This is a genomic window from Algibacter sp. L4_22 (genome assembly GCF_023473045.1).
Lineage (GTDB): Bacteria > Bacteroidota > Bacteroidia > Flavobacteriales > Flavobacteriaceae > Algibacter.
In genome coordinates this window covers 239,840-265,450 of record NZ_JAMCOK010000001.1, presented here as the reverse complement: position 1 = coordinate 265,450, position 25,611 = coordinate 239,840, and the positions used below count along the sequence as shown (strand labels likewise).

The window sequence follows — 25,611 nt, the reverse complement described above, 5'->3', positions numbered from 1 at the left end:
GTTTTTTGTTTCTTCCGTTAAGGAAAAAGTTATTAGAATTTATAACTTAAACCAACAGTGTAGTAAGATTGTAATTTATTATCTACAGAATCAAAAGTTTCAGTAGTATTACCTAACGTTGCAATAGAGTAGTTAAGCGCTTCTTGTTTGTTGCTTCTTAAACCAAAATCGAAACCAACACCAATCATTTTCCATAATGTATAGCTAAAAGAGTTCGACCATGTAAAGTTCGATAAATCTCCAGATTTGTAGCTTTGGAATGTAGAAAAGTTTGTTTTGAAGTTAATAGCTCCAATTTGTCTTGTGTAATCTGCAACTATTTTAGCGCCTAAAGATGAATCGAAAACTGAATCACCATCAGCAAATACAAAGTTGTAGTTTAAAGGGTGGATAACCACGATTAAGTTTTCAATAGGTGTCCATGTCGCACCAATACCTAAATCTAAATATCCAGGGTCGTTAAAATTATCAAGTAAAGTAGTTCTGTATTCAGCTAAACCAGAAGCAGCTAATGTTTTAGTTATATTTCTACCGTATAAAGATGAAATACTAAAAACATCAGTTGTTGGGCTAAAGCTATCATCATCAGTAGCATCATCTTTATTATCTAATTTCACCCAGTTTAAATTTGTGTTTAAAGAGTTTCTCCAAAAGAATTTATCTTCAATTAAATTAGCAAAAGCATTTACAGTAAAACCAATGTTACCAGATGCATTGTTTGGTGTTCCTTGAGAATACCAGTTGTTAAAGTTAGATAGACTACCGCCAATAGTACCAAAAGCACCTTTTCTCCATCCTGGAAGCGCATCAATTTTAGCTTGTAAAGCATTAGCTTCAGCTTGAGCAGCATCTGCAATAGCTTGTTTTTCTGCTTTTTGAGTGTGTAATTCTTCTTTAGTCTGTGCATTTACCGAAAACATTCCGATACATAATGCAAGTAATAATAACGTTTTTTTCATTTTTAGTTTGTTTTAAATTGCGTGCAAATATAAGTTATTTCACAAATTTTTTAAAAGGACACGTTACAAAATACTCAAAATAAAATATGAGGCTTTTATAAATGTATCCATACATTAGACGCCATATTTGTATGGACGTCACAATAAATTTGAAAATTATTTCTTTTTATAAAGTGGCACTGAAGAACAAGCTTCTCCGTACATAATAGATTTTGCAAAAGGTTGCAATTTATTAGCCAACATAATGTAGGCGTTTTGTGGTACGGGTTTTTTAGAACAACCTTTTATAATGATGGGTTTGTCTTTAAACTCGCTGACATCTAGAGCGTTAATAACATCTTGATAGATAGATGTTTCTAGATTATCGAGGTTGCCAATAATAGTTTTTTTAGCAAAAGGTTCTAAGTGAATACTTAAAAGCATGTAAGCCCAACCGGGTACTATGGCATCTGTACTGCAAGTTAAGGCTATATATGCGCCTTGACATTGCTCCCAATTAAATTCTGATGCATGGGTTCTAAAATCTTTTTCACGCAAAACAAAGCCTTCAAAAAGCCAATCTTTGATGTCAAAAAGCACACGGTTGCCTTGAGGATAATAATCTTCAAGATTAACCGTGATTAATTTACTATTCGCAACGCGATTTATTATTTCGTCTGGCATAATTATTTTAGAAAATGTAATAAAAACTTAATACTATTTTTAAAGCATTCCAAGTTCTAATTTTGCTTCTTCGCTCATTAAATCTTGCGTCCATGGTGGATCGAAAGTAATTTCAACTTCGGCACCTTTTACTTCGTTTAGAGATTTTACTTTTTCTTCAACCTCTAATGGCAATGTTTCTGCTACTGGGCAGTTTGGCGTTGTTAAGGTCATTAATATTTTTACGTCGTAATCTTCATTTACAAATACATCGTAAATTAAGCCAAGTTCGTATATATCAACAGGGATTTCTGGATCGTAAATAGTTTTTAATACATTAACTATTTTTTCGCCTAATTCGGCAGTATCTATAGGTGTTTCGCTCATTTTTTAGATTTTTTTTATTTCCGCGAAGGCGGAAATCTTATTGTTTTATTTGTGTTTGGTAAGCAATAGCATACAATTTTAATTGCTTTATCATGCTTACTAAACCATTTGCTCGTGTGGGAGACAAATGTTCTTTTAAACCAATTTTATCAATAAAATCGGTGTTGGCATTAATAATATCTTTTGGATGCTGATCGTTAAACACACGAATTAAAATAGCAATAATACCTTTAGTGATTATAGCATCACTATCTGCGGTAAACTCTATTTTATCGTCGTTTAATTCGGCATGTACCCAAACTTTACTTTGGCAACCTTTTATGATGTTGCTGTCGGTTTTGTATTGGTCGTTAATTAGGGGTAAATCTTTCCCTAAATCAATCATATATTGATAACGTTCTTCCCAGTCTTCAAACATGGAGAATTCGTCAATTATTTCGTTTTGAATGTCTTCAATAGTCACAGTAATAAATTTTTATACAAAAATACAATAATAGATGATGCTTTTCAATGTTTTATAAAAAGATAAGAAGCTCTTTTTTTAGCTGAAAAGACTGTTTCTGTTAAACTATTTTTTTGCGGTTATAAGAATGTTGTCGTTTGATTTTAACTGTAAAGTATTGTTTTTAAATGAGAACCCATTAATCTTTGAAAGAAATTGGAGTATTTCGGTTTCAATGTTATTCGCATCGCTAAAGCACATTTTTCGAGTTGATCCCATAGCCCCAAAGCTTAAAACGTCCTCCTCTAAAATGAAATTTCCAAAGTAATTATTACATCCAGAAAATCCTGAAATTTTTTTAGTTTCTGAATGAAAATAGATGGTTAAATTGTCTGGTAAACTCGAATTTTTCTCTAAAGATACGATATGAAATTCGCCCGAAAGTTTTTCAGAATTGTTTGAATTTGATGAATCTCCACAAGACTTAACAGAAAGTATAACGACTAAAAGAATACTAAATATTTTCATGTTTTATTTTTTATAACTTGGTTTTCAAAAATGAAGCCAAATTATTTTAGGAAAGCATCATTTTTGCTTTTTTTACACCTTCAACTAAAACATCAATTTCTTCTTTTGTATTGTAAAAAGCAAATGATGCGCGTATAGTTCCGGGAATACAGTAAAAATCCATGATTGGTTGCGCGCAATGATGGCCAGTTCTTACGGCGATGCCTAATTTATCAAGAATAGTTCCCACATCATACGGGTGAATACCTTCTAAATTAAATGAAATTACAGATGTTTTGTGTTTAGCCGTACCGTAAAATTTTAAGCCTTCTATAGTCGATAATTGTTCTGTAGCATAGGCTAGTAATTCATTTTCGTAACTCGCAATATTATCAAAACCAATGTTGTTCATGTAATCTAAAGCTGCTCCAAAGGCAATACCCCCACAAATATTAGGTGTTCCGGCTTCAAATTTATGGGGCAAATCGGCATAAGTTGTTTTTTCAAAAGTAACTTCAGCAATCATTTCTCCACCACCTTGATAAGGAGGTAGTTTTTTTAACCACTCTTCTTTACCGTAAAGCATACCAACACCTGTTGGTCCACAAACTTTGTGAGCCGATGCAACATAAAAATCTACATCTAAAGCTTGTACATCGGGTTTTATATGTGGGCAAGATTGAGCACCATCTATTAAGACAGCAGCGCCTACGGCGTGTGCTTTTTCAATAATATATTCAATAGGGTTTATGGTGCCTAGGGCATTTGAAATATGATTTACAAAAACCAGTTTTGTTTTATTGGATAGTAACTTATCATAAGCTTCCATAATAAGTTCGCCTTCCAAGTTCATGGGGATCACTTTTAAAATGGTACCTGTGCGTTCGCAAAGCATTTGCCATGGTACTATATTACTATGGTGTTCTAAGGCCGAAACAATAATTTCATCACCTGCTTTTAAAAGTGCCGAAAATCCGTTAGCAACCAAGTTAATACTATGGGTTGTACCGGAAGTAAATATGATTTCATGAGAAAATTTTGCGTTAAAATGTGCTTGTATTTTTTGACGCGCTAATTCGTATTTGTCGGTAGCTTCTTGACTTAAGGTATGCACACCTCTGTGAATGTTTGCATTATAATTGCTGTAATAATCTACAATAACATCTATAACTGCTTGTGGTGTTTGCGATGTTGCTGCATTATCAAAATACACCAATGGTTTGTTGTTTACTTGTCGAGAAAGAATAGGGAAATCGGCTCTTATTTTGGATACGTCAAGCATGTGTTTTGTTTTTAAATAAAAGTACTAACTAATAATTTTTAGTACATAGGTTATTATTTTTTTTTCTTAAAACGGCACTCTTTAAATTGGCTACGAGTTGGTTTTAAATAAAAAAAGTAATATTACAAAAGATGAACTTTTTTAATATTACTTTTAAATTATAAGGGTGAAATATTGATTATAAATCGAATCCGATATTTACGCCTAATTTTTTTGCTATAATTTTAGTAATACGTTGTTTCATCTCTGGTATTTTAACCGAGCTTAATACATTGTTGCTAAACGCATACATTAAAAGTGCTTTAGCTTCCTTTTTAGGAATTCCGCGAGATTGCATGTAGAACATGGCGCTTTCGTCTAATTGCCCAATAGTACAACCGTGAGAACATTTTACATCGTCTGCAAAAATTTCTAATTGTGGTTTACTGTTTATTGTTGCTTTATCACTTATTAATATATTATTGTTGGATTGAAATGCGTTTGTTTTTTGCGCTTCTTTATCTACAATAATTTTACCATTAAAAACCCCGGTAGAATTATCTCCGAAAATACCTTTGTAATCTTGGTGACTTTCGCAATTTGGTTCTATATGGTGTACTAATGTGTTATGATCTACGTGTTGTTTTTCTCCAATAATAGTAACACCTTTTAATATAGAATTAATACGCTCTCCGTTTTGATAAAAGTTAAGATTATTACGTATTAATTTCCCTCCAAATGTAAAAGTGTGTACAGATGCTACGCTTTCACGTTTTTGTGAGATGAAGGTGTTATCTATAAGTGATGCGTTAGAATTATCATTTTGAATTTTATAATAATCTACAATAGCGCGCTTGTTGGCGAAAATTTCGGTAACACTGTTTGTAAGTACAGAATTATCGGTTAAACTCTGGTGACGCTCAATAATTTGAACATGGCTGTTCTCATCTACCACAATTAAATTACGTGGTTGCGCTAAAGTTGCCGACTCACTTCCTGTTGATAAATGTATAATTTGAATTGGTTTTGCAACCAGTTTATTCTTTGGAATATGGATATACGCACCTTCTTGTGAAAATGCCGTATTTAAAGATGCTAAACTATCTTTAGTGGCTGCTTTGTTAAAGTAATTTTCAATAACTAAGCGGTATTTTGGCTTTGTTAAGGCTGCAGACATTAAACAAACGTCTATACCATCGTGTGTTGTTTCAGATAGGTAAGAAGAATATTTTCCGTCTATAAAAATTATTTTATAAGAATCTATATCGTGAATAAAGTATTTTTTTACATCTTTATAATCGATTGAGTTTTCATGTTTAGGGAAAACGCTATAATCTTCTTTTAAAATTTTATTTAAAGATGTATATTTCCAAGCCTCTTCTTTTTTGGTAGGAAAGCCTTTTTCTTCAAATGTTTTTATAGCCTCGTTTCTAATATCGTGTATTTGAGTGTCAACATCTACGTTGTTCTCAAATGCAAGAAAAGATGATACTAATTTTTCTTTTAAATCCATTTCTTTTGAGTCTTCAGTTCTTAGTCTTCAGTTTTAGTAGGCTTTTAAGTCATATAATTAGACCGTAAATTACTTACTTAATAACTATTAACTAAATTATGCGTTCACTTCTTCTTTAATCCAATCGTATCCTTTTTCTTCAAGCTCGTGAGCAAGTTCTTTCCCTCCCGATTTTACAATTTTTCCGTTGTATAAAACGTGTACAAAATCTGGAACGATATAATCTAAAAGACGTTGGTAGTGCGTTATTACAACTACAGCGTTGTCTTTACTTTTAAGTTTGTTAACACCATTTGCAACAATGCGTAATGCATCGATATCTAAACCAGAATCGGTTTCATCAAGAATAGCCAATTTTGGCTCTAGCATTGCCATTTGGAAAATTTCGTTACGTTTTTTCTCACCACCAGAAAAACCTTCGTTTAACGAACGGGATAAAAATTTACGATCCATTTCTAATAAATCTGCTTTTTCACGAATAAGTTTCAGCATGTCTTTAGCAGGCATATCTCCTAAACCTTTTGCTTTACGCGATTCGTTAATAGCTGTTTTTATAAAGTTAGTTACCGATACTCCAGGGATTTCAACTGGGTATTGAAACGATAAAAACACACCTTTATGTGCGCGCTCTTCGGCTGCTAATTCTTCAATATCTTCTCCTTCGAACATAATGTTACCTTCCGTAACTTCATATTCATCTTTTCCTGCAATAACTGAAGCTAGTGTACTTTTACCTGAACCATTTGGCCCCATAATAGCGTGAACTTCTCCTGCTTTTACTTCTAGGTTAATACCTTTTAGAATGCCTTTATCTTCTACGCTTGCGTGTAAATTATTTATTTTTAACATACTTTATATTTTAAATCCTGTTTGATTAGAATGTTCTTTTCAAATTAGAATTCGGTGTTTAATTGTTATTATTTTAACTGCCCAATTTTATAAGGCCTTCGTTTTGGTTGTTTGCTGGTTTTACGCTTATAATTTTTAAAATTTCAACTTTGTTTTCCCAAAGAATCTTTTCGTCTTTTTCTTGCGTTACTTTACCTCGTATTTCAATAGTCACCATATCGGTTTTATGATTTTTAAAGGCTTCGGCTTGTTTATTTAATTCTTCTAGTTTGTCAGTAAGAAATACACCGTAAATCTCTGTGCTTGTTTGTAAAACAGCTGCACCATCATAATAAACAAACTCACCTTTTAAAAGTGTTAAATCATCATCTTGATATATGATTTCATTCGATTTGTTGTCGTTTTTACAACTTACAAATAGTGAAATACAAAGAATTAAAACGCCTAATTTTTTCATTTATATCGATTTATAGATGTTATCCTACAGAACCTTCTAAACTAATTTCTAATAATTTTTGAGCTTCAACAGCAAACTCCATTGGTAACTTGTTTAATACCTCTTTACTAAAACCGTTTACAATTAATGCAATCGCTTTCTCAGTATCAATACCACGTTGGTTGCAATAGAAAATTTGATCTTCACCAATTTTACTTGTTGTAGCTTCGTGTTCTACTTTAGCAGTCTTGTTTTTAGCTTCAATATAAGGAAAGGTGTGTGCGCCACATTCGTTACCCATTAACAAACTATCACATTGCGAAAAGTTACGTGCATTATCAGCTCTAGAACCTATTTGTACCAAGCCGCGGTAACTATTTTGCGATTTTCCTGCCGATATTCCTTTAGAAATAATAGTAGATTTTGTGTTTTTACCAATATGAATCATCTTTGTACCTGTATCGGCTTGTTGATAATTATTAGTAACCGCAATAGAATAAAATTCACCTACAGAATTATCTCCTTTTAAAATACAAGAAGGGTATTTCCATGTTACAGCCGAACCTGTTTCAACTTGTGTCCAAGAAATTTTAGCGTTTTTCTCGCATAAACCTCTTTTGGTTACAAAATTGTAAACGCCACCTTTACCTTCAGCATTACCAGGGTACCAGTTTTGTACGGTTGAGTATTTTATTTCAGCATCGTCTAAAGCAATAAGCTCTACAACAGCTGCGTGTAATTGGTTTTCATCACGACTAGGAGCAGTACAACCTTCTAGGTAACTTACATAACTACCTTCATCGGCAATAAGTAAAGTACGCTCAAATTGCCCCGTTCCACCTTGATTTATTCTGAAATAAGTAGATAATTCCATTGGACATCTTACTCCTTTTGGGATATAACAAAACGATCCATCACTAAACACTGCAGAATTTAAAGCAGCATAAAAGTTGTCTTTTGTTGGTACAATGGTTCCTAAATATTTTTTTACAAGTTCTGGATGCTCTTTAATAGCTTCAGAAATACTCATAAAAATAATTCCTTTTTCTCCTAAAGTTTTCTTGAATGTTGTAGCTACCGAAACGGAATCCACAACAATATCCATAGCAACATTGTTCATCTTTTTCTGTTCATCAACAGAAATTCCTAACTTCTTGTACATGGCAAGTAAATCAGGGTCTACATCATCTAATGTTTTATTTGGATCTACAGAAGTTGGTGCCGAATAATAGGCTATAGATTGAAAATCTGGTTTTTTATATCTAACATTCGCCCATTCTGGCTCTGTCATTCCTTTCCAAACTTTAAATGCTTCTAATCTCCAATCGGTCATCCATTGCGGCTCTTCTTTCTTCTTAGAAATAGCGCGCACAATATCTTCATTTAAACCAATAGGAAATGTTTCAGATTCTATATCGGTAAAAAATCCGTATTCGTATTCTTTGGTTTTAAGCTCTTCGCGTAAATCATCCTCGGTATACTTCGACATAATTCTTTTCTTATTTTTTTATAATGAAAACGATTCGCCACAACCGCAAGTACGGTTTGCGTTAGGATTATTAAAAACGAAGCCTGTGCCGTTTAATCCTCCTGAATATTCAAGGGTAGTCCCTATTAAATACAAGAAACTTTTTTTGTCAACAATAATTTTTACACCATTATCTACAAAAACTTTATCGTCTTCTTGATTTTCTTTATCAAACTTTAAATCGTAAGATAGACCGGAACAACCACCACTTTTTACCCCAACACGAACAAAATCTTCGGTAGGATTATAGCCATCGTCTGTCATTAGTTCGATAACTTTCTTTTTAGCTGTTTCAGAAACTTTTATCATATATTTTGAATTTAGATTTGCTCTAAATAGAGGACAAATATACAATATAAGTCATGGATTTCCATAGAACCTAACATTATATTAGCATATAGCTTGATAGGTTTTCTTTATGAAGTAGCTTTTGGTTACATATTAGTTGAGTCTTTCAATGAATTTATTGCAGAATTATTGTTTAATTCATCTAATTCAGGGGAATATGCAAGTTTAATTTAGTAATGATTAAAAGAGAAGATTGATTGCCTAGTTAGGACGTAGAATCCTTATAATCTCATCTAAATTGGTGTAATTGGTTTTAGCTTTTATAATATCGCCGTTGGTATTGTAATTAAATTGCGTACCACAAGATTTGCAAATAAGTTGGGGCATTTCGAAACTTGTTCGTTCTATTAGAAAATAATTGTGGCCAAAAGAAGAGCAAAACAAATTTATAGGTAAATTCCGATTCATAGGTTAATAGTTTATGGGACTACAAAGTTAAGGAAATCGACCAAATAACCGATGAAATAATACTATTAATCGACGAAACACACCGCTCAGTAGTCCGTTGTTGCTTTTTAGACGATGAAATGCTGTTTTGTGAAGTTCATTTGAAATATGATATAACTGTATTTGTCCTTAATCTTGTTATTGCCTAGTAGAGAAAGAGTTATTCAATTTTAATGTGATGCTTTCGATAATATTTATAATTCTATTAGGTTTGCTGCTAATTTTCTATTAAAAATGAAATTAGCTTCTTATTTTTGCATCATGATAGAAGATAAAAATCAACAACGTACACCTTTAAGTGTCTTAGGTGAATTTGCACTTATTGAACATTTAACTAAAAATTTCGAAATTTCACATACATCCACCATTAAAGGTATTGGAGATGATGCTGCTGTTTTGAATTTTGAAGATAAAAACGTGGTTGTTACTACGGATCTATTAGTTGAAAATGTACATTTCGATTTAAGTTATATGCCTTTAAAACACCTTGGATATAAGGCTGTTATTGTTAATTTATCCGATGTTTATGCCATGAACGCCGAGGCAACTCAAATTACGGTATCTATTGCAGTATCTAATCGTTTTCCTTTGGAAGCTGTTGAGGAGTTGTATGCTGGAATTGAAACAGCTGCTAAAATTTATAATATTGATGTGGTTGGAGGAGATACAACATCGTCTACAACAGGCTTGTTAATTTCTGTAACTGCTATTGGTCAAATTGCTAAAGGGGATGAAGTGTCTAGAAGTACGGCAAAACCTGGCGATTTATTAGTTGTAACAGGTGATTTAGGTGCTGCCTATATGGGCTTGCAAGTTCTAGAACGGGAGAAGGAGGTTTATAAAGTTAATCCAAACAGTCAGCCAGATTTGGAGGCTTATACTTATATTGTTGAGCGCCAATTAAAACCTGAAGCAAGAAAAGATGTTGCTAAATTATTGAAGGATTTAGATGTTAAACCGACAGCTATGATTGATGTTAGTGATGGTTTATCTTCAGAAATTTTACATATCTGTAAGAGTAGTAAAGTTGGATGTGATTTATATGAAGAAAAAATTCCACTAGATCCTACCGTGATTACTGTTTGTGAAGAATTTGATATTGATAGCACAACAGTAGCATTAAACGGAGGTGAGGATTATGAATTGCTTTTTACGATTTCTCAAGACGATTTTACTAAAATTAAAGCGAATCCGCATTTAAGTATTATCGGACACATAAAAGATGAAAATGAAGGTGTTCATTTAGTAACACGGTCAAATTCTAGAATACCTTTAATAGCACAAGGCTGGAAAAATTTTGATTAATATTTAATATATTGAGTTATCTGCTTTTTCTAGCGTAATCCATAACAATAAGTTGTATTAAATGCAGTACTTCTTTATGATGCGGACGTATCAATTTTGCAGGGAGTTTATAATAGAACATGTTTTTGGTGTTGTAGGTTTTAAATAAGAGCTTTATTGTTTCTAGTACGCTTTATTCTACTGTTATGTATACGTGCTAAAATGGTGTTTATCTCTTTAAATTTTGGGGTAAGTTCAACTAATGCGCCATTGCTACTGGTTGTTAATTGTTTTTTGCAATGCGAGCAAGTATATTCGCTTACGTGGTAAGTTACTTTTTTAGAAACCTTATAACTATGGCCAAAAAGACTGCAATAAATTTTAGGTAAAAGTGCTGTTTTGTTAGGTGTGTTTTCCATTGGGGTTGATTTTTACACTGTGAATATAATGAAAAAAGAAATAAACACGATAAAAAGCTATATTTTTTCGATGAAATGCATTAAATTTATTAGTAGTTCGTCTTTATTTTCAATATGAGACATGTGTCCGTCTGGAAGTGTAACTAGTTTAGCCTCTGTGTTTTTGGTTTGTTCTACTAGTAAATCGTAATGTAAAACAGGGTCTTTTTTTCCGGCAATTACCATTTTTTTGAACGGTGTAAAGTGTAGTAGAGCTTCGCGGTCGTTTCTAATTTTCATGCCTTCCAATGCGGCTACAATACCTTGAAGTGGTGTTTGTTGAGCTTCTTTTCTAATTTGTTTTATTTTATCAGAAAATAGCTTACGGTTTTTTGGCCGGAACAAATTAACAATGGCCATTCTTATAAAACTTTTATGATTTTGTTTTACTGCTAAAATGGCTCGGTCCCTATTTAGTTTTTTCTCTGGAGTGTCGGCACTAGCTGTAGAATTCATTAGGCATAAACCTTTTAAAGCGTCTGGATGCTCTTCCGCGAAAGCGAGTGCTACATAGCCACCCATAGAATGACCAACAAATATAGAGCGACGGATTTTTAAATGTTTTAAAACGGCATCTACAACTTCTGCCATAAGTTCCATACTATGCACGTAGCCTAAACAATCTGTTTTTCCGTGTCCTAATAAGTCAATACAAATTACTCTGTTTTTTTTAGAAAGTGTTGGTGTGATGCCGTTCCACATGGATACGTTTTCTAAAAAACCGTGAAGTAAAACAATTGCGCTGCCTTTACCTTCATCGGTATAAAATATGTTGATGCCTTTATGTTGTAAAATCATGATTTCAATATCTTGGGCAAAGATACTCTATCATTATATTATTTAAAAATTAAGACTTCACTCGTTTTATGGCAGCGAAAGCTTGATCTACATATTCATCTTCAACTAAAATAGTAAATTCGTTTGTGGTCGAGATAACTTCATAAAGAACAATACCTTCCCAAGCTAATCGTTTAAAAAAATGATAATAAAGTCCGGCGATTTTAGAGTTGTCTTGAGGTAAATTAATGCTAATGGCAGAAAGTCCTTCTTGTACAGCAATAAAAGACTCAAGTTTTAATGCGTCTTTAATAAAATCGTTTAAACTACTTGAAATAATAATGTTACTTTCATGTATACCTCTAGTAAAGGTGTAAAACAATTTCGATTCTTGATTAATACGTGCTAGAATCTTGGCGTGGTTGTTAATAAGGGTTCCTGAGTTTTTAACGGTGAAATCTGTTAAGTTAGATCGTACGGTGATATCTCCTAAGTTTTGAATAACGCGTTTCATTTTAACCGAATTTGTTAAAGTAATCGGAGGGTTGTAACGGCGTAAGGCCATCATGATTGCTCCAGCTTTCACCTCTTTTTTTAGCATTTGGCTAATGGGTTCGGTAAGTTCTAATGCTAATGCACTAAAATTTATAATGTTTCTCGATAGCGCTTCTTCTAAATAAGGCTGCGAAATTAAAATGTCTTCTACACAGTTAGATACAGTCTTCATGTTAATTATTTAACAATTTGTGCAAAAATAAACATATTTTTTAAAAAATGCTATTAATGGTTTCAAGAGTTTTAATTTCGCGGAAGAAATAAACAAAATAAAAGTATTGACGTATGAAAGTTTTAAAATTTGGTGGGACTTCGGTAGGATCGGTTGAGAATATGCTTAACGTTAAAAGTATTATTAACGATGGTACTAAAAAGGTAGTAGTGCTTTCGGCAATGTCCGGAACTACAAACCAATTAGTAGCTATCGCAAAAGATATTACAGAACACAGAAGTGATGCAGCAGCAGAGAAGGTGGCTGCTTTGCACGAAACTTATAATGAGGTTATCGATGTTTTATTGCAAGACCAGGCGTTAAATGCTAAAACTAAAACATACGTTTCTGGTGTTTTTAATTTTTTATTGGGGTGTACTTCTAAATGGACAGAAGAGTCTGTTGAAAACCAAGTTGTTGCGCAAGGTGAATTAATGTCGACCTATATGTTTAATAGTTTTTTAAAACAAGAAGGCGTGAGTTCTGCTTTGCTTCCTGCTTTAGATTTTATGAAAATAGATAGTTTTAAGGAGCCAGATATTAATTATATAAAAGAAAATTTTCAAATAGTTTTAAATCAAGCTGAACCTGCTAATATTTATATTACTCAAGGATTTATTTGTTTAGATGAAGCTGGTGAGATTTCTAACTTACAACGTGGCGGTAGTGATTATACTGCAACTATTATTGGTGCAGCAATAAAAGCAGAAGAGGTTCAAATTTGGACAGATATTGATGGGATGCATAATAACGACCCAAGATATGTTGAAAACACAAATCCAATTTCCGATTTATCTTTCGATGAAGCTGCTGAGTTAGCTTATTTTGGAGCTAAAATTTTACATCCACAAACCGTAACTCCAGTTCGAAAAGATTGTATTCCGGTACGATTGAAAAACACTATGAACCCAGAAGCTCATGGGACTTTAATTTCTAGTAAAACTTCGGAAACAGGAATTAAAGCCATCGCTGCAAAGGATAATATTACGGCCATTAAAATTAAATCGGCTCACATGTTACAGGCTTATGGTTTTTTGAAAAAAGTATTCGAAATTTTTGAGACTTATAAAACGTCAATTGATATGATTACAACTTCTGAAGTTGCCGTATCTTTAACTATTGATGATGATAAGAATTTAGATAAAATTTTAGTTGATCTGAAGAAAATAGCATCGATTGAGGTCGATAAAAACCAAAGTATTGTTTGTTTGGTAGGTCATTCGGTTGTTAATCATCAAGATACTTTTAAGCTGTTTCAAATTTTACAAGATGTAAAAATTAGAATGATTTCTTACGGTGGAAGTAATAACAATATTTCGCTTTTAATTGACTCTAGCGATAAAATTAGTACGCTACAAAAACTAAACAGTTATTTATTTGAATTAGTCACTCTTTAGATCAAGATAATATTAGTTTTTTAGCAATAAGAGGTCGTTTAGATAGAAATATTTAAACGATTTTCTTTGATTTATTATTGGTTTTTTTACGCAAACATTAATACAAAAAAAGACAGTCATTTTCAGACTGCCTTTAATTACAAATAAAACACTATTAATTACTCCACAGTTAATGTATACTGAGGTGTTTTGTTAAGCGGACAAAAATAAGTGTACTCGCCTTTTTCTAAAGTTGTTACGTTAGATTTTTCTGTTTCACCTTCGGCAACAACCTTTGTTACGTAAGCTGTTTTTATGTGGTTTTCGGGGTTAGATGCATCTTTTCCTTTTTGGATTAATACAAAACCAACATCTACTCCAGAGTGGTTGTTTGCTATTTCAAAAATATAAGAACCTTCGCTTATTGTTAAATTCTTTTGTGTAAATTCTCCTTTAGTTTGTTCTAAAGAAACTGTTTTTACTGCTTGATCTTGTGCGTTAGAATTAAATGCGAATGCTAAGGCTAATACTAAAATTGCTACTACTTTTTTCATCTTTAAATTTGATTGTGCTTCGTGTTTTTTGAGAAGCTTTATTAATAATTATTTGTTTTAAAAACTACAAGGTGTTTAAACCTTGTAGTTAGAAGTTTTATTTATGCTACAACTTCGGCGTCTTTAAGTGGTTGAGCTACTGGAAAATCTACAGGTACTTGTGTTGTGCTATGTACATAGTTAGATATTGTTTTGTCTCCAACTAGTGATATGGTATCTATTAAATTTGCTTTTGTGTAACCAGCATTAAAATAGTTTTCTAGAACTGCAGCATCTGTTCTTCCACGGTTTTCTGTAATGTTTTTAGCTAGTGCTGCTAAAGCATTAAATTTATCGTTTACAGAAGAATGTCCCGCTCTTAATTCTAAAATTTGTTTATCTGTAAAACCGTTCATTTTACTAATGGCAGTATGTGCAGATAGGCAATAAATACAGTTGTTTACTTCGCTTACTGCTAAGTTTACAACTTCTTTTTCTTTAGCAGATAAAGAAGTTTTGGCATTGGCAAAACCTAAATAGTTTTCTAATGCAGTATCACTGTATGCGTATGCTGCGTATAAATTTGGTACAAAACCAACGGCTTTTTTTAAGTTATCAAAAATAGCTTGATTGTTTTCACTTACTTCTTCTCTTGTTAGTACATTAAATGTGCTCATATTTTTAAATTTTTTATTGTTAATTTTTATGTTTTAATTTCTTGGTACAAAGGTGCGACGGTTTTAAAGGTTATACCATGTAGGTTTTTCCTTTTAGATTGTCAATTTTTCCCTTTTGTTTTTTTTAGGATAAATTATTGGGTAATGTGTGGTTTTTCAGCATCGCAATAAAAATCGTATAAATGATTTTGCTCGCAATGTGTTTTAGGACTAATAGTGTTTAATACTACTTTCTTGTTGCTTCTGAATATTTCAATTAAATTGAAAATGGATATGTTTTTAGTTTTCATGACTTTGTTGTTTTAATTATACAGTGCAAAGATGAAGAGTAAACAGATGCTATAGAATGGATAGATTACCCGAAGAGTTGTCAATTTTTCCCTAAACCGTAGTTTTGAGTTGTTTTTTAAAGTCTGAAGGAGAAAAAGAGGTGTTTTTTTTGAATAATCGACTTAAATGAGAGGCGTCTTCAAAGCCAACTTCGTATGCTATTTCCTTGGCCGTTTTATCGGTGTAGATTAATAAGCGTTTTGCTTCAAGAATAATACGGTCGTGAATAATTTGTAACGGACTTGTATTAAGTTTAGAAAACGTGTTGGATAATGTTTTTGGAGATTTAAAAAGTTTATCTGCATAATAAGATACGCTATGCTCTTTTTTAAATTCTGCTTCTACCAATATATTAAACTCACGTAATAATTCTATTTTGGTGTTTTTAGTAGTTTCTACAAAACCTTCTTTTGCTTTAAGTAAACGCGTGCTTATTATAATAAAGCGGGCCATAAGCATGCGCAACATTTCAGCTTGTATACTATCTTTAGTTTCAAATTCATCTCTAAAAACCTCATGAAGAATTGAGAATTTATGAGCCTCATCTTCACTTAATCCAATTAAAGGTACATGGACATTTCCAAAAAACAATAATCCGGCACAGCTTACTTCTTGATCGTGATCCTTAATGCAGTAAAACTCCTGATTAAATTGATACACTACTAAATTTTCACCTTTACTAAACTTAATGTATTGTACAGGTGTTAATACCAGTAAGCTCCTGGCTTCAATGGTGTAAGGTATGCTGTCTACAACAATTTCGGCTTTAGTATCTTGCGTTATAATAAAAGTATACAGTGCTGCTTGGGTAGATTCTTTATAGCTGCTTAATAGAGACTCATTACCAATTTTTAAAATCGCATTAGTCGAAAATTCTGTAAAAGTTTGTTGCATACACGTTTAGTCTTATCATTTTTAGAAACATTACACTTGCTACCATTGCGATTCAATATTATAAGGAAAAAGACAATACTTGTAGCATGGCAGGGGTATTGTTTTTAAGTTTCATATCTTCGTGATTTCCTTAAAACATTCTACTTCGTGGCATATAAACCAAATAATAATCAAGTAAGAGCAAAAAAGCATCTGGGTCAACATTTTTTAAATGATGAGTCCGTTGCAGAACGAATAGCCGATACCTTAACGCTAAATAATTACAAAACCATTCTAGAAATTGGTCCGGGTACAGGCATGCTTACCAAGTATTTACTTAAAAAACCGGTAACCACTTACGTTGTAGAAATTGATACCGAATCGGTAGAATATTTACAGGCTAATTACTTAAATTTGGCGCCTAGAATTATAGAAAAAGATTTTTTAAAATACGATTTAAATGAATCTTTAAACGGCGAACCCTTTGCAATCATTGGGAACTTTCCATATAATATTTCAACACAAATTGTGTTTAAAACTTTAGAAATGCGAGATCAAATCCCTGAGTTTTCAGGTATGTTTCAAAAAGAAGTCGCTGCGCGTATTTGTTCTAAAGAAGGCTCTAAAGTTTACGGTATTCTTTCTGTTTTGGTGCAAGCTTTTTATCATGCCGAATATTTGTTTACTGTGCCTCCACATGTGTTTAATCCGCCTCCAAAAGTAGAATCTGGAGTGTTAAGGCTTATCCGTAAAGAAGATTATTCATTGCCATGCGACGAAAAAATGTTTTTTAAAGTGGTAAAAACAGCTTTTCAGCAACGTAGAAAAACACTTCGTAACAGTTTAAAAACATTCGATTTGTCCGATAATTTAAAAGCAAATAGTATCTTTGGCCAACGTCCCGAACAATTAAGTGTAGCCTCGTTTTTGGAGCTTACGCAATTGTTAGAAAACGACAAGTAGAACCTTTTAAATTTTTTCATTTGTCTGAAGAAACGGAAAACATACAATTCGAATTAACCAAGGCGCTCATTGAGCAAGTAGAGCAACTCATTGAGGCTAAAGCCGAAAATGAACTTAAGGAACTTTTAGACGAGTTTCACCACGCTGATATTGCCGAAATTTTAGATGAATTAAATCTAGAAGAGGCGATGTATGTTATAAAACTGCTCGATTCTGAAACTACGGCAGATATTTTAATGGAACTCGATGAAGATAATCGAGAAAAAGTATTAAAAAATCTTTCAGCCAAAGAAATCGCCGATGAAATTGAGGAGCTTGACACCGATGATGCTGCCGATATTATTGCCGAACTCCCAGAAGAACGCCAGCAAGAAGTTATTGCTCAAATAATAGATGAAGAACATAGAGCTGAAATTACTGAACTTTTAGCCTATGATGAAGATACCGCAGGTGGACTCATGGCAAAAGAGCTTGTGAAAGTTTATGATACCTGGACGGTTGCCGGTTGTTTACGTCGTATTCGTGGCCAAGCCGAAGAGGTTACTCGTGTACACTCCGTTTATGTTGTAAATAAACAAGGCAAACTCGTAGGTCGTCTATCATTAAAAGATCTTATTGTTGCTAAAAACGAACAAAAAATTGCTGATATTTATATCTCAAGTGTCGATTCTGTAAATGTGCACGATAGCGTTGAAGTTGTCGCTCAAGTTATGGTTAAATACGATTTAGAAGCTATTCCTGTAGTCGATGGAAAACAAATTCTTTTAGGCCGTATTACCATCGATGATATTGTAGATATCATAAAAGAAGAAGCTGAAAAAGATTACCAATTAGCTGCCGGTATCTCGCAAGATGTAGAAGCCGATGATAGTATTTGGGAACTCACCAAAGCCCGCCTACCGTGGTTACTTATTGGTATGTTTGGAGGGCTTGGAGCCGCAAGTATTATTAGTGGTTTTACGGGAGCGATGCTTAAATATACAGAGTTACTGCTATTCATTCCGCTTATCCAGGCAACTGCCGGAAACGTTGGCGTACAATCTTCAGCTATTGTAGTTCAAGGTCTAGCAAACAATACTATAAAGGGTAAATTGTTAAAACGTTTACTTAAAGAATTTTCGCTTGGTTTAGTAAATGGTGTTGCCATTGCGCTCATCGTTTTGCTTATCAGTCACTTTGGCTTTAAAACCTCGTATCTTGTGTCTATGACTATTGGTATCGCACTAATTACCGTTATCATTATGGCTGCATTAATCGGTACGTTTGTGCCTATTATTTTAGATAAACGTGGTGTTGATCCTGCTATTGCCACAGGGCCGTTTATCACTACAAGTAATGATATTTTTGGAATACTTATCTATTTCCTTATAGCGAAAGCTATACTAGGATTTTAATTTTTTTTGGGCGTTACCCGAAAAGGGTCGGGCTTTTACTACTCAATCTTTTTGTTTTTTCGCAAAAACAAAAAGGATTTCAAACAGGCCGTTCAATCCCTAACGCGCTCATTAGCTAAGGTTAGTTTTTCTCAATGAATTTTTGTGAGTTTGCTTATTTATAGCACATGGCTATTAAAAATATCTTCTAGCATTTTTTCAGGATTATCGCACAATCCAGAATGTGTTTTAGAGCTTTGTATAATGGTGCTTCTGCAAGCTGTTAACCATCTAAACCTATCCGATAGTTCCATCCTTTCTATTCTACCTCCATTTGGGTTTCCGGCGCAAACCAGTTCCCAAGCTTTTAAATAATCATTAAATAACTCCAATTCTACTTCCGGAGAAAACACTTTTAGTTTATGTGGGTTTATATAATATTTTATACCAAGAAATTTTTTACGCTTCGAAAAAAGAATAACTCCAACATTAAAAAATTCTTCGCGTTCTACCTTAGGTACAATTCTAATAACGGCGTACTCAAATGTATATTTATCTTGCATCTTCAGCTTCTTTAACTAGTAAATCAATCTTAGAATATCTCGAATTTATAAACTCAATATAAGCTGCTCTCATGTCATCACTACTCATAGTGTCCGATTCGCTTATAAGCCAATCTTCTGGTATATTAGATATTATTTCTGCAATTTTAACGTCACTTAGCAGGTCTTTAATTTCTATCGAAGCTTCTTTTAAACGTGTGGCTTTTTGTAAAAGTACATGGTCTTTTATTAACGGAAATGTTCTTGTTAAATGGTTCTCCCAATTTTTCCAGTCGTGATGAAAATAAAAACTAGCGCCATTATCTATCACCCAAAGTTCTTTATTCCATTGTAATAAATTGGTGTTCTTTGCGGTTCTGTCAATATTACTAATAATACTGTCTAAAAGCACCACTTTAGATGCTGTTAAGCTGTCTGTTGTGCTAACCAACGGGTCGTAAGTAATCGCGCTTGATAAAAAATGTAAGCCTAAATTCAACCCTACACTAAATTTAAGTAAGTCTTGAATTTCTTCATCTGGTTCGGTTTTACTAAACGAGTCGTCTAAATTCATAAAGACCAATTCAGGAACCTTTAAACCAATGGCGCGTGCCATTTCTCCGCCAATAAACTCAGCAATTAATGCTTTTTTGCCTTGTCCGGCACCTCTAAATTTTAATACATATAGAAAACCATCATCGGCTTTAACTATGGCCGGGAGTGAGCCTCCTTCTCTTAACGGATGCACATATTGTGTAACATCTACAGTGCGAATATCAATTTTATTCATAAAGACTAAAATACTAAAAATGTAATTTGTAAAACGATAATAGACTTCTATTATTTTCTTGAAATATAAGAGTGATTTATTATAACTTATATAAGTTTGTAAGCATGATATTTACCGATCCTTAATTCGTTGAAGGATTTATTTTTGGTAGGCAAAATTGCATGTTGGTGCCTACGCCAACTTCGCTTTCTGCCCAAATTTTTCCTTTATGGTAATCAATAAAATCTTTACATAGTATTAGTCCTAGTCCTGTTCCACTTTCATCGTTTGTACCAGAGGTTGAGTGCGATCTATCTATTTGAAAAAGTTTTTCAAGGTTAGCATTCGCAATACCAACACCACTATCTATTATAGATATGAGGTGCTCGGTTTCGTTTTCTTCAGCATTTATGCTAATAACTCCATTTTGAGGAGTAAACTTTATGGCGTTAGAGATAAGGTTTCGTAGTATTGTTTCTATCATCTTTTTATCGGCATACACAATAATGTTAGTGGGTGCGTCAAGGTTAATGCTTATTTGTTTTTGTTCCGAAGAGGTTTTTAGTAATTCTAAGGTCTTTTGTATCAAAGTGATTAAATCGATATACTCTGGGTTAAATTTCATTTGTCCAGATTGAGATCTCGACCACTCCATGAGGTTGGATAGTAAAGCCATGGCGTGCTCTGATGAGGTTTGGATAATTTCGGCATACTCATCAATATCTTCGTAGTTTTTCTCTTTAATTTGGTCGCTTAATATTTGACTAAAGCCTATAATACCATTAAAAGGTGTTCGCAAATCGTGTGCAATTATCGAGAAAAACTTATCTTTTGTGGAGTTTAATTCTCTTAAAGTGGCTTCACTATTTCTTAGATTTAACTCTGCTTTTTTTCTATTACTAATATCATTTATTACGGAAATAATACAATCTTCATTATTAATGTTAATCACTTGTGCTGTCATTAATCCAGGGAACAGCTCTCCAGATTTTTTTCGAAATATATATTCGTTTTCTTTAACAAAACCTTTAGAGCTTAAGCTTGATAAGAATTTTTGACGATCACTCTTCTGTCCCCATAAATTTAGTTCGGCAGAATTCATGCCTATTAAATCTTCTGTTTTGTAGTCCGAAATGGTTTCTACACTTTTATTTACTTCAAAAATTTTACCATCGCTAAATTTTGATAACGTAATAACAAAGGGAGCGGCATGGAAGGCTTTGGAGAACTTTTCTTCTTGTTTGTTTATATTTATAACTAAGCGCTTATTATACATTAAGGTTATAATATATGGCATAAGAATGGTAATAATAATCCAAGATAAAAGAAATAGGGATTCTATAGATGTAGATTTAAAATAATCTGATATAGCTTCTTTTTTTTGTAAGTTGTAAATAATGTGAATGCATTGTATAATAAAAACAGCACAAAAAAGATACCCAATAGAGCGCGTTATTCTGCGCATAGGTTTTGGTGTTTTTTTAAACACTAAAAAAGCAATTTGATAACTAATAATAACATAGGCTAGGGCAATATTTATATTTCTAGCATTTAAATTAGGCTCAATAAAGGTGTAATAAGAATGTACAAGAAGAAAAATAGCGGTTAGAATGTAGTTGTGAATATGGCTTCCTTTTTTATCAATAAATTGTTCTAAGCCCATTAATAATGCAATTAGCGACGAAATAAGTAGAACGTTGCCTAAAGGTATAGAAGCCCAATCGGGAACAAAACCACGAAAAAATATTAAAACATTTCCTATGGCACTAAAGTAGAAGCTTATGAGTATTATAAAAGTGCCAGAGAACCTCTTTTTTACCTGAAAATGTAAGGAACTAATCAACACTATATTAATAATATTAATTAGAGTGAAGCATAAATAAAGGGTTCGAATATCAATTGGAAACATGCGGGTGTCTCATTTAATGTAAATTATAATTTAAATACCATCTAGTTATTATGCTAGGCTTTCATGATATATTTAATGTAAAAGGCAAAGGTTCTTAAGTTTTTCTATATTTTATTGATTTTGTAAGGCAATATTTAGGTCTAATGTAAATGTACAAAACTTTTTTTTGTAAGGTAGTGTTTAGGTAATTCTTTGTTTATTAGTGCTTTTTATCCAGTTTACATGATGTTTAATGTGATAGGTTTAAAAAAATAGATTTTTTTAAGATCACTAATCTTCTAGAAATCGAAACAGTTCATTTTTTAATTGATAGGTATCAATATGTATAAAATAGGAAGGGAATATTAAGTGAATTGATTGAAGTATTGCTTTAATCCATCAACATCTAAGTTGATTAATTTGAATAATTCATCAACTTTACCGTGATCCATAAATTGATCAGGAACACCTAGAATTTTAATGGTGTTTTTGTAGTTGTGTTGCGCAGCAAACTCTAAAATAGTAGATCCAAAACCACCAGTAATTGAGTTGTCTTCAATAGTAATAATTGTTGCATTTTCTTTAAAGATACTGTGTAGTAATTTAGCATCTAAAGGTTTTACAAAACGCATGTCAAAATGAGAAACATCGAGGTCTTCAATCGCTTCACTTACATTTTTTGAAATACTACCAATACTTAAAACCGCTAAGTTTTTTCCTTTTTTTAATTGTGTGGCCTTACCAATTTCAATTTTAGAAAATGGTTGTTTCCAATCTATAGTTACACCTCGCCCTCGCGGGTACCTTATGGCAATAGGAAACTCTAAACCTAATTGTGCGGTGTACATGATGTTGCGTAATTCGATTTCATTTCTTGGTGCAAAAATTATTAAATTAGGAATGCATCTTAAATATGATAAATCGAAAACACCATGATGTGTAGCGCCATCTTCACCAACCAAACCAGATCGATCTAGACAGAAAATAACAGGTAGTTTTTGTATGGCTACATCGTGAATTATTTGATCGTAAGCGCGTTGTAAAAACGTTGAGTAAATATTACAGAATACCACTAAGCCTTGTGTTGCCATACCGGCGGCTAAGGTAACAGCATGTTGTTCGGCAATACCGACATCGAAAGCACGGTCGGGCATTTCGTTCATCATGTATTTTAATGAACTTCCTGTTGGCATGGCAGGTGTAATGCCTACTATATTTTTGTTTGTTTTAGCTAATTCTACAATAGTGTGTCCAAAAACATCTTGATATTTTGGAGGCTCAACGATGGGTGTTTTTATATTTAAATCGCCAGTTTTGGCATTAAATTTTCCTGGTGCGTGGTATTTTACTTGGTCTTCTTCAGCTTGTTTTAAGCCTTTGCCTTTAGTTGTTATTACGTGTAAAAACTTAGGGCCTTTAACGGTTTTTAAACGTTCTAACTCTGCAATTAGCTTTGGTAAATTGTGTCCGTCTATAGGTCCGGAGTAGTTAAAGTTTAAAGCTTCAAAAATATTATCTTGTTTTTGAGTACCTTTTTTAACATTGGTTAAGTATTGCTTTAGGGCGCCGACGCTTGGGTCGATTCCAATAGCGTTGTCATTTAAAATAACCAGTAAATTAGCATCGGTAACACCAGCGTGATTCAATCCTTCGAATGCCATGCCGCCCGCAATACTTGCGTCTCCAATTACGGCAATATGTTGTTTTTTAAAATCGCCATTTAGTTTTGAGGCAATTGCCATGCCTAAAGCGGCCGAAATAGATGTAGAAGCATGCCCAACTCCAAAAGTATCGTAAACACTTTCGCTGCGTTTTGGAAAACCGCTAATGCCATTTAACTGTCTGTTGGTGTGGAAGTTTTCACGACGTTCGGTTAATATTTTATGACCGTACGCTTGGTGGCCAACATCCCAAATAAGTTGATCGTCTGGTGTGTTAAAAACATAGTGTAATGCAATAGTCAATTCAACTACGCCTAAGCTCGCACCTAGATGTCCTTCTTTGGTTGCAACAATATCAATAATAAACTCACGTAATTCTCGAGCAAGTTGAGGTAAGTCTTTTTGGTTTAAAAGACGAAGTTCTTTGGGGGAGTTTATGTGGTTTAAAAGTTTGCTTTTCACGTGGCAAAAGTACATGATTTTTATTATTCTTCTACAGTGAAAACAATTGGTAAGTAGTAAACTATACTTGTAGGCTTATTTGCTTGCTTTGCTGGAGTAAATTGTGGTAAAAGATTAATAACCCTTTCTGCTTCTTTCTCTAAGTTAGGGTGCGGTGCTCTTGTTTTAATGTTAGCGACCTTACCGTGTTCGTTTATTATAAATTGGACAAAAACTTTTTGTTTACCTGTTAATTCTAGGCAAATTGAAGTGTCGAAATTTTTAGTAACTATTTTTGAGATGCGCTCAGAAAAATAGTCTCTTTTTTCTTTAATTGTGAGGCTTTTTGGTGTGTTTTCGAATTCTGGTGGAGATTCTATTGTAAGAAAACCGATTGTTATTGGAGCTTCTGTTATAAGATCACCCATGATAATAGGCTCTATTACTTTTATATCTGGAATAATTATCGGTTCTAATACCGGTGGTGGAGTTTCTAATATTGTTGGCTCGCCAAGAGTGTCAGTAATTATTAATCCATCTGTAATTTTTATTTCTTTTGAAATAGTACTGCATGATTTTTTTGCGACGCTATCTTTTTTAGTTGTTTTTGGTAACGCTTCTAAAATATTGATAGTTTTACTGGATATAGAGTCTACAATTTCAATACTGTCAATTTTTTGTTTGGCACCGTTTTTATTGGTACAATTCATTAAAGTGGTTCCCATAACAATGAATAGCGTCCATAAAAATATGTGGTTAAAGCTTTGTCTTTGTGTTAAAACATGTGATGGAATATGCAGATTAATACTATCTAGTTGTGTTTGTTTAAAATGCCCGCAGATATTATTCTCTTTGTTTTGATCAATAAAATCCTGAATTTCCATAGTATCCATTTTAGTAAAATCGATAACGGTTTTAGAGCAAGAGTTGCAAAATCGACCTTTTTCTTCAGGAATCATGGTGTTCCAATTCTCATGGCAAGGTTTAGGGATAGAAATGGAGTAGAATTTTTTCATATTAAAACAGATTTTGAATTTTAATAAATCTAGATGAACTTTGTGTGTTAATTATTGTTATCAATTTTCTTGCCGAAGCTTAAATAAATGATTTCAAATTGTATTTTTGCTTTTATGATACAACCTTTTGATGATACATATTTTATGAAAAAAGCACTTCAGGAAGCTGAGGCTGCTTATAAAAGTGGTGAAATTCCTGTTGGAGCTGTAATTGTTATTGATAATAAAATTATTGCTCGCGGACATAATTTAACTGAGACTCTGAACGATGTTACAGCGCATGCGGAAATGCAGGCCATTACTGCAGCTGCAAATTTTTTAGGAGGTAAGTATTTACAAAAGTGTACTTTGTATGTTACGCTAGAGCCTTGCCAAATGTGTGGCGGTGCTTTGTATTGGAGTCAGATTTCTAATATTGTGTATGGTGCTCGAGATATGGAGCGTGGTTGTATTAACTTAAACACTAAGCTTCACCCCAAAACAACTATAAAAGGAGGTGTTTTAGCAGAAGAAGCTTCGGCGCTTATGAAACAGTTTTTTATAGAAAGAAGAAACTTAAACTAAG

28 protein-coding genes are annotated in these 25,611 nt (G+C 33.0%); 5 read left to right on the top strand and 23 right to left on the bottom strand.

All coding sequences use genetic code 11. The features are described 5' to 3' along the window. Positions 1 to 32: 32 nt before the first annotated feature. The 11 genes from M4I23_RS01170 to M4I23_RS01120 form a co-directional block, all read right to left on the bottom strand. Entirely contained in the window at positions 33 to 959 is a 927-nt protein-coding gene (locus tag M4I23_RS01170; protein ID WP_249753148.1) for a DUF3078 domain-containing protein, read from the bottom strand. Positions 960 to 1,115: 156 nt separating this feature from the next. Then, complete coding sequence (locus M4I23_RS01165) at positions 1,116 to 1,622, bottom strand: DUF2480 family protein (protein ID WP_249753147.1); 507 nt, start codon at positions 1,620 to 1,622, stop codon at positions 1,116 to 1,118. 39 nt (positions 1,623 to 1,661) lie between these two features. After that, the gene (locus M4I23_RS01160; protein ID WP_158846076.1) at positions 1,662 to 1,988 is read right to left on the bottom strand and encodes a DUF59 domain-containing protein; all 327 of its coding nucleotides are present in this window, start codon (positions 1,986 to 1,988) and stop codon (positions 1,662 to 1,664) included. 37 nt (positions 1,989 to 2,025) lie between these two features. Continuing rightward, positions 2,026 to 2,451 carry a SufE family protein gene (locus tag M4I23_RS01155; RefSeq protein WP_158846066.1) on the bottom strand — a complete coding sequence of 142 codons (426 nt, stop codon included), beginning with the start codon at positions 2,449 to 2,451 and terminating at the stop codon, positions 2,026 to 2,028. A gap of 105 nt (positions 2,452 to 2,556) precedes the next feature. Next, complete coding sequence (locus M4I23_RS01150) at positions 2,557 to 2,958, bottom strand: META domain-containing protein (RefSeq protein WP_158846064.1); 402 nt, start codon at positions 2,956 to 2,958, stop codon at positions 2,557 to 2,559. 46 nt (positions 2,959 to 3,004) lie between these two features. Next, entirely contained in the window at positions 3,005 to 4,219 is a 1,215-nt protein-coding gene (locus M4I23_RS01145; RefSeq protein WP_158846062.1) for an aminotransferase class V-fold PLP-dependent enzyme, read from the bottom strand. 178 nt (positions 4,220 to 4,397) lie between these two features. Then, entirely contained in the window at positions 4,398 to 5,711 is a 1,314-nt protein-coding gene (gene sufD, locus M4I23_RS01140) for a Fe-S cluster assembly protein SufD (protein ID WP_158846060.1), read from the bottom strand. A gap of 96 nt (positions 5,712 to 5,807) precedes the next feature. After that, a complete protein-coding gene (sufC, locus tag M4I23_RS01135; protein ID WP_158846058.1) occupies positions 5,808 to 6,560 on the bottom strand; it encodes a Fe-S cluster assembly ATPase SufC in 753 nt (250 codons plus the stop codon). 73 nt (positions 6,561 to 6,633) lie between these two features. Continuing rightward, a complete protein-coding gene (locus M4I23_RS01130; protein ID WP_249753146.1) occupies positions 6,634 to 7,017 on the bottom strand; it encodes a hypothetical protein in 384 nt (127 codons plus the stop codon). A 19-nt stretch (positions 7,018 to 7,036) separates the two neighbouring features. Beyond that, the gene (gene sufB / locus M4I23_RS01125) at positions 7,037 to 8,485 is read right to left on the bottom strand and encodes a Fe-S cluster assembly protein SufB (RefSeq protein WP_158846054.1); all 1,449 of its coding nucleotides are present in this window, start codon (positions 8,483 to 8,485) and stop codon (positions 7,037 to 7,039) included. Positions 8,486 to 8,503: 18 nt separating this feature from the next. Next, a complete protein-coding gene (locus M4I23_RS01120; RefSeq protein ID WP_158846052.1) occupies positions 8,504 to 8,833 on the bottom strand; it encodes an iron-sulfur cluster assembly accessory protein in 330 nt (109 codons plus the stop codon). Between the two features lie 747 nt (positions 8,834 to 9,580). Between M4I23_RS01120 and thiL the strand changes: the two genes are divergently transcribed. Continuing rightward, a complete protein-coding gene (gene thiL / locus M4I23_RS01115) occupies positions 9,581 to 10,624 on the top strand; it encodes a thiamine-phosphate kinase (RefSeq protein ID WP_249753591.1) in 1,044 nt (347 codons plus the stop codon). 140 nt (positions 10,625 to 10,764) lie between these two features. On the opposite strand, the gene M4I23_RS01110 is transcribed toward thiL, so the two are convergent. The 3 genes from M4I23_RS01110 to M4I23_RS01100 are packed head-to-tail and all read right to left on the bottom strand — an operon-like array spanning position 10,765 to position 12,565. Then, positions 10,765 to 11,022 carry a hypothetical protein gene (locus tag M4I23_RS01110; RefSeq protein WP_158846041.1) on the bottom strand — a complete coding sequence of 86 codons (258 nt, stop codon included), beginning with the start codon at positions 11,020 to 11,022 and terminating at the stop codon, positions 10,765 to 10,767. Positions 11,023 to 11,079: 57 nt separating this feature from the next. After that, complete coding sequence (locus M4I23_RS01105) at positions 11,080 to 11,859, bottom strand: alpha/beta fold hydrolase (RefSeq protein WP_249753145.1); 780 nt, start codon at positions 11,857 to 11,859, stop codon at positions 11,080 to 11,082. Between the two features lie 49 nt (positions 11,860 to 11,908). Then, complete coding sequence (locus tag M4I23_RS01100; RefSeq protein WP_158846038.1) at positions 11,909 to 12,565, bottom strand: hypothetical protein; 657 nt, start codon at positions 12,563 to 12,565, stop codon at positions 11,909 to 11,911. Between the two features lie 113 nt (positions 12,566 to 12,678). Here M4I23_RS01100 and M4I23_RS01095 point away from each other — a divergent pair, with 113 nt between their 5' ends. Then, positions 12,679 to 14,001, top strand: coding sequence for an aspartate kinase (locus M4I23_RS01095; RefSeq protein WP_249753144.1), 1,323 nt, complete (start codon positions 12,679 to 12,681; stop codon positions 13,999 to 14,001). Between the two features lie 158 nt (positions 14,002 to 14,159). Here the strand turns inward: M4I23_RS01095 and M4I23_RS01090 are convergent, their stop codons facing one another. From M4I23_RS01090 to M4I23_RS01075, 4 genes are all read right to left on the bottom strand, one after another. Then, a complete protein-coding gene (locus tag M4I23_RS01090) occupies positions 14,160 to 14,534 on the bottom strand; it encodes a cupredoxin domain-containing protein (RefSeq protein ID WP_158846034.1) in 375 nt (124 codons plus the stop codon). A 101-nt stretch (positions 14,535 to 14,635) separates the two neighbouring features. After that, a complete protein-coding gene (locus M4I23_RS01085; protein WP_158846032.1) occupies positions 14,636 to 15,190 on the bottom strand; it encodes a carboxymuconolactone decarboxylase family protein in 555 nt (184 codons plus the stop codon). 134 nt (positions 15,191 to 15,324) lie between these two features. Further along, positions 15,325 to 15,480, bottom strand: a complete 156-nt coding sequence (locus tag M4I23_RS01080; RefSeq protein ID WP_158846030.1) for a hypothetical protein — start codon at positions 15,478 to 15,480, stop codon at positions 15,325 to 15,327. Between the two features lie 91 nt (positions 15,481 to 15,571). Continuing rightward, on the bottom strand, positions 15,572 to 16,414 hold the full coding sequence (locus tag M4I23_RS01075) for an AraC family transcriptional regulator (protein ID WP_249753143.1): 843 nt from the start codon (positions 16,412 to 16,414) through the stop codon (positions 15,572 to 15,574). A 147-nt stretch (positions 16,415 to 16,561) separates the two neighbouring features. Here M4I23_RS01075 and rsmA point away from each other — a divergent pair, with 147 nt between their 5' ends. Together rsmA and mgtE are read left to right on the top strand one after the other, a co-directional pair. Beyond that, positions 16,562 to 17,356 carry a 16S rRNA (adenine(1518)-N(6)/adenine(1519)-N(6))-dimethyltransferase RsmA gene (gene rsmA, locus M4I23_RS01070; RefSeq protein ID WP_158846026.1) on the top strand — a complete coding sequence of 265 codons (795 nt, stop codon included), beginning with the start codon at positions 16,562 to 16,564 and terminating at the stop codon, positions 17,354 to 17,356. Positions 17,357 to 17,376: 20 nt separating this feature from the next. Further along, entirely contained in the window at positions 17,377 to 18,750 is a 1,374-nt protein-coding gene (gene mgtE, locus M4I23_RS01065) for a magnesium transporter (protein WP_158846024.1), read from the top strand. Positions 18,751 to 18,908: 158 nt separating this feature from the next. On the opposite strand, the gene M4I23_RS01060 is transcribed toward mgtE, so the two are convergent. The 5 genes from M4I23_RS01060 to M4I23_RS01040 all read right to left on the bottom strand — a co-directional run bounded on the left by M4I23_RS01060 (position 18,909) and on the right by M4I23_RS01040 (position 25,046). Beyond that, the gene (locus M4I23_RS01060; RefSeq protein WP_249753142.1) at positions 18,909 to 19,292 is read right to left on the bottom strand and encodes a DUF3037 domain-containing protein; all 384 of its coding nucleotides are present in this window, start codon (positions 19,290 to 19,292) and stop codon (positions 18,909 to 18,911) included. Beyond that, the gene (locus M4I23_RS01055; RefSeq protein ID WP_249753141.1) at positions 19,282 to 20,061 is read right to left on the bottom strand and encodes a HipA family kinase; all 780 of its coding nucleotides are present in this window, start codon (positions 20,059 to 20,061) and stop codon (positions 19,282 to 19,284) included. Before M4I23_RS01055 ends, M4I23_RS01060 begins: the two co-directional genes overlap by 11 nt. A 121-nt stretch (positions 20,062 to 20,182) precedes the next feature. Next, on the bottom strand, positions 20,183 to 21,703 hold the full coding sequence (locus M4I23_RS01050) for a PAS domain-containing sensor histidine kinase (protein ID WP_249753140.1): 1,521 nt from the start codon (positions 21,701 to 21,703) through the stop codon (positions 20,183 to 20,185). Positions 21,704 to 22,293: 590 nt separating this feature from the next. Then, the gene (gene dxs / locus M4I23_RS01045; protein WP_249753139.1) at positions 22,294 to 24,066 is read right to left on the bottom strand and encodes a 1-deoxy-D-xylulose-5-phosphate synthase; all 1,773 of its coding nucleotides are present in this window, start codon (positions 24,064 to 24,066) and stop codon (positions 22,294 to 22,296) included. Positions 24,067 to 24,074: 8 nt separating this feature from the next. Beyond that, positions 24,075 to 25,046, bottom strand: a complete 972-nt coding sequence (locus tag M4I23_RS01040) for an energy transducer TonB (RefSeq protein ID WP_249753138.1) — start codon at positions 25,044 to 25,046, stop codon at positions 24,075 to 24,077. A 114-nt stretch (positions 25,047 to 25,160) separates the two neighbouring features. On the opposite strand from M4I23_RS01040, the gene M4I23_RS01035 reads away from it, so the two are divergent. Further along, positions 25,161 to 25,610 (top strand): nucleoside deaminase, encoded by a 450-nt coding sequence (locus tag M4I23_RS01035; RefSeq protein WP_042497806.1) that lies wholly within the window; start codon positions 25,161 to 25,163, stop codon positions 25,608 to 25,610. Position 25,611: the final 1 nt, after the last annotated feature.

What these genes read in the sequence shown, in the direction of transcription:
- M4I23_RS01170 (WP_249753148.1), bottom strand. Translation starts at nt 959, where the DNA reads ATGAAAAAAACGTTATTATTACTTGCATTATGTATCGGAATGTTTTCG.
- M4I23_RS01165 (WP_249753147.1), bottom strand. Translation starts at nt 1,622, where the DNA reads ATGCCAGACGAAATAATAAATCGCGTTGCGAATAGTAAATTAATCACG.
- M4I23_RS01160 (WP_158846076.1), bottom strand. Translation starts at nt 1,988, where the DNA reads ATGAGCGAAACACCTATAGATACTGCCGAATTAGGCGAAAAAATAGTT.
- M4I23_RS01150 (WP_158846064.1), bottom strand. Translation starts at nt 2,958, where the DNA reads ATGAAAATATTTAGTATTCTTTTAGTCGTTATACTTTCTGTTAAGTCT.
- M4I23_RS01145 (WP_158846062.1), bottom strand. Translation starts at nt 4,219, where the DNA reads ATGCTTGACGTATCCAAAATAAGAGCCGATTTCCCTATTCTTTCTCGA.
- sufD (WP_158846060.1), bottom strand. Translation starts at nt 5,711, where the DNA reads ATGGATTTAAAAGAAAAATTAGTATCATCTTTTCTTGCATTTGAGAAC.
- sufC (WP_158846058.1), bottom strand. Translation starts at nt 6,560, where the DNA reads ATGTTAAAAATAAATAATTTACACGCAAGCGTAGAAGATAAAGGCATT.
- M4I23_RS01130 (WP_249753146.1), bottom strand. Translation starts at nt 7,017, where the DNA reads ATGAAAAAATTAGGCGTTTTAATTCTTTGTATTTCACTATTTGTAAGT.
- sufB (WP_158846054.1), bottom strand. Translation starts at nt 8,485, where the DNA reads ATGTCGAAGTATACCGAGGATGATTTACGCGAAGAGCTTAAAACCAAA.
- M4I23_RS01120 (WP_158846052.1), bottom strand. Translation starts at nt 8,833, where the DNA reads ATGATAAAAGTTTCTGAAACAGCTAAAAAGAAAGTTATCGAACTAATG.
- thiL (WP_249753591.1), top strand. Translation starts at nt 9,581, where the DNA reads ATGATAGAAGATAAAAATCAACAACGTACACCTTTAAGTGTCTTAGGT.
- M4I23_RS01110 (WP_158846041.1), bottom strand. Translation starts at nt 11,022, where the DNA reads ATGGAAAACACACCTAACAAAACAGCACTTTTACCTAAAATTTATTGC.
- M4I23_RS01105 (WP_249753145.1), bottom strand. Translation starts at nt 11,859, where the DNA reads ATGATTTTACAACATAAAGGCATCAACATATTTTATACCGATGAAGGT.
- M4I23_RS01100 (WP_158846038.1), bottom strand. Translation starts at nt 12,565, where the DNA reads ATGAAGACTGTATCTAACTGTGTAGAAGACATTTTAATTTCGCAGCCT.
- M4I23_RS01095 (WP_249753144.1), top strand. Translation starts at nt 12,679, where the DNA reads ATGAAAGTTTTAAAATTTGGTGGGACTTCGGTAGGATCGGTTGAGAAT.
- M4I23_RS01090 (WP_158846034.1), bottom strand. Translation starts at nt 14,534, where the DNA reads ATGAAAAAAGTAGTAGCAATTTTAGTATTAGCCTTAGCATTCGCATTT.
- M4I23_RS01085 (WP_158846032.1), bottom strand. Translation starts at nt 15,190, where the DNA reads ATGAGCACATTTAATGTACTAACAAGAGAAGAAGTAAGTGAAAACAAT.
- M4I23_RS01080 (WP_158846030.1), bottom strand. Translation starts at nt 15,480, where the DNA reads ATGAAAACTAAAAACATATCCATTTTCAATTTAATTGAAATATTCAGA.
- M4I23_RS01075 (WP_249753143.1), bottom strand. Translation starts at nt 16,414, where the DNA reads ATGCAACAAACTTTTACAGAATTTTCGACTAATGCGATTTTAAAAATT.
- M4I23_RS01060 (WP_249753142.1), bottom strand. Translation starts at nt 19,292, where the DNA reads ATGCAAGATAAATATACATTTGAGTACGCCGTTATTAGAATTGTACCT.
- M4I23_RS01055 (WP_249753141.1), bottom strand. Translation starts at nt 20,061, where the DNA reads ATGAATAAAATTGATATTCGCACTGTAGATGTTACACAATATGTGCAT.
- M4I23_RS01050 (WP_249753140.1), bottom strand. Translation starts at nt 21,703, where the DNA reads ATGGGCTTAGAACAATTTATTGATAAAAAAGGAAGCCATATTCACAAC.
- dxs (WP_249753139.1), bottom strand. Translation starts at nt 24,066, where the DNA reads ATGTACTTTTGCCACGTGAAAAGCAAACTTTTAAACCACATAAACTCC.
- M4I23_RS01040 (WP_249753138.1), bottom strand. Translation starts at nt 25,046, where the DNA reads ATGAAAAAATTCTACTCCATTTCTATCCCTAAACCTTGCCATGAGAAT.
- M4I23_RS01035 (WP_042497806.1), top strand. Translation starts at nt 25,161, where the DNA reads ATGATACAACCTTTTGATGATACATATTTTATGAAAAAAGCACTTCAG.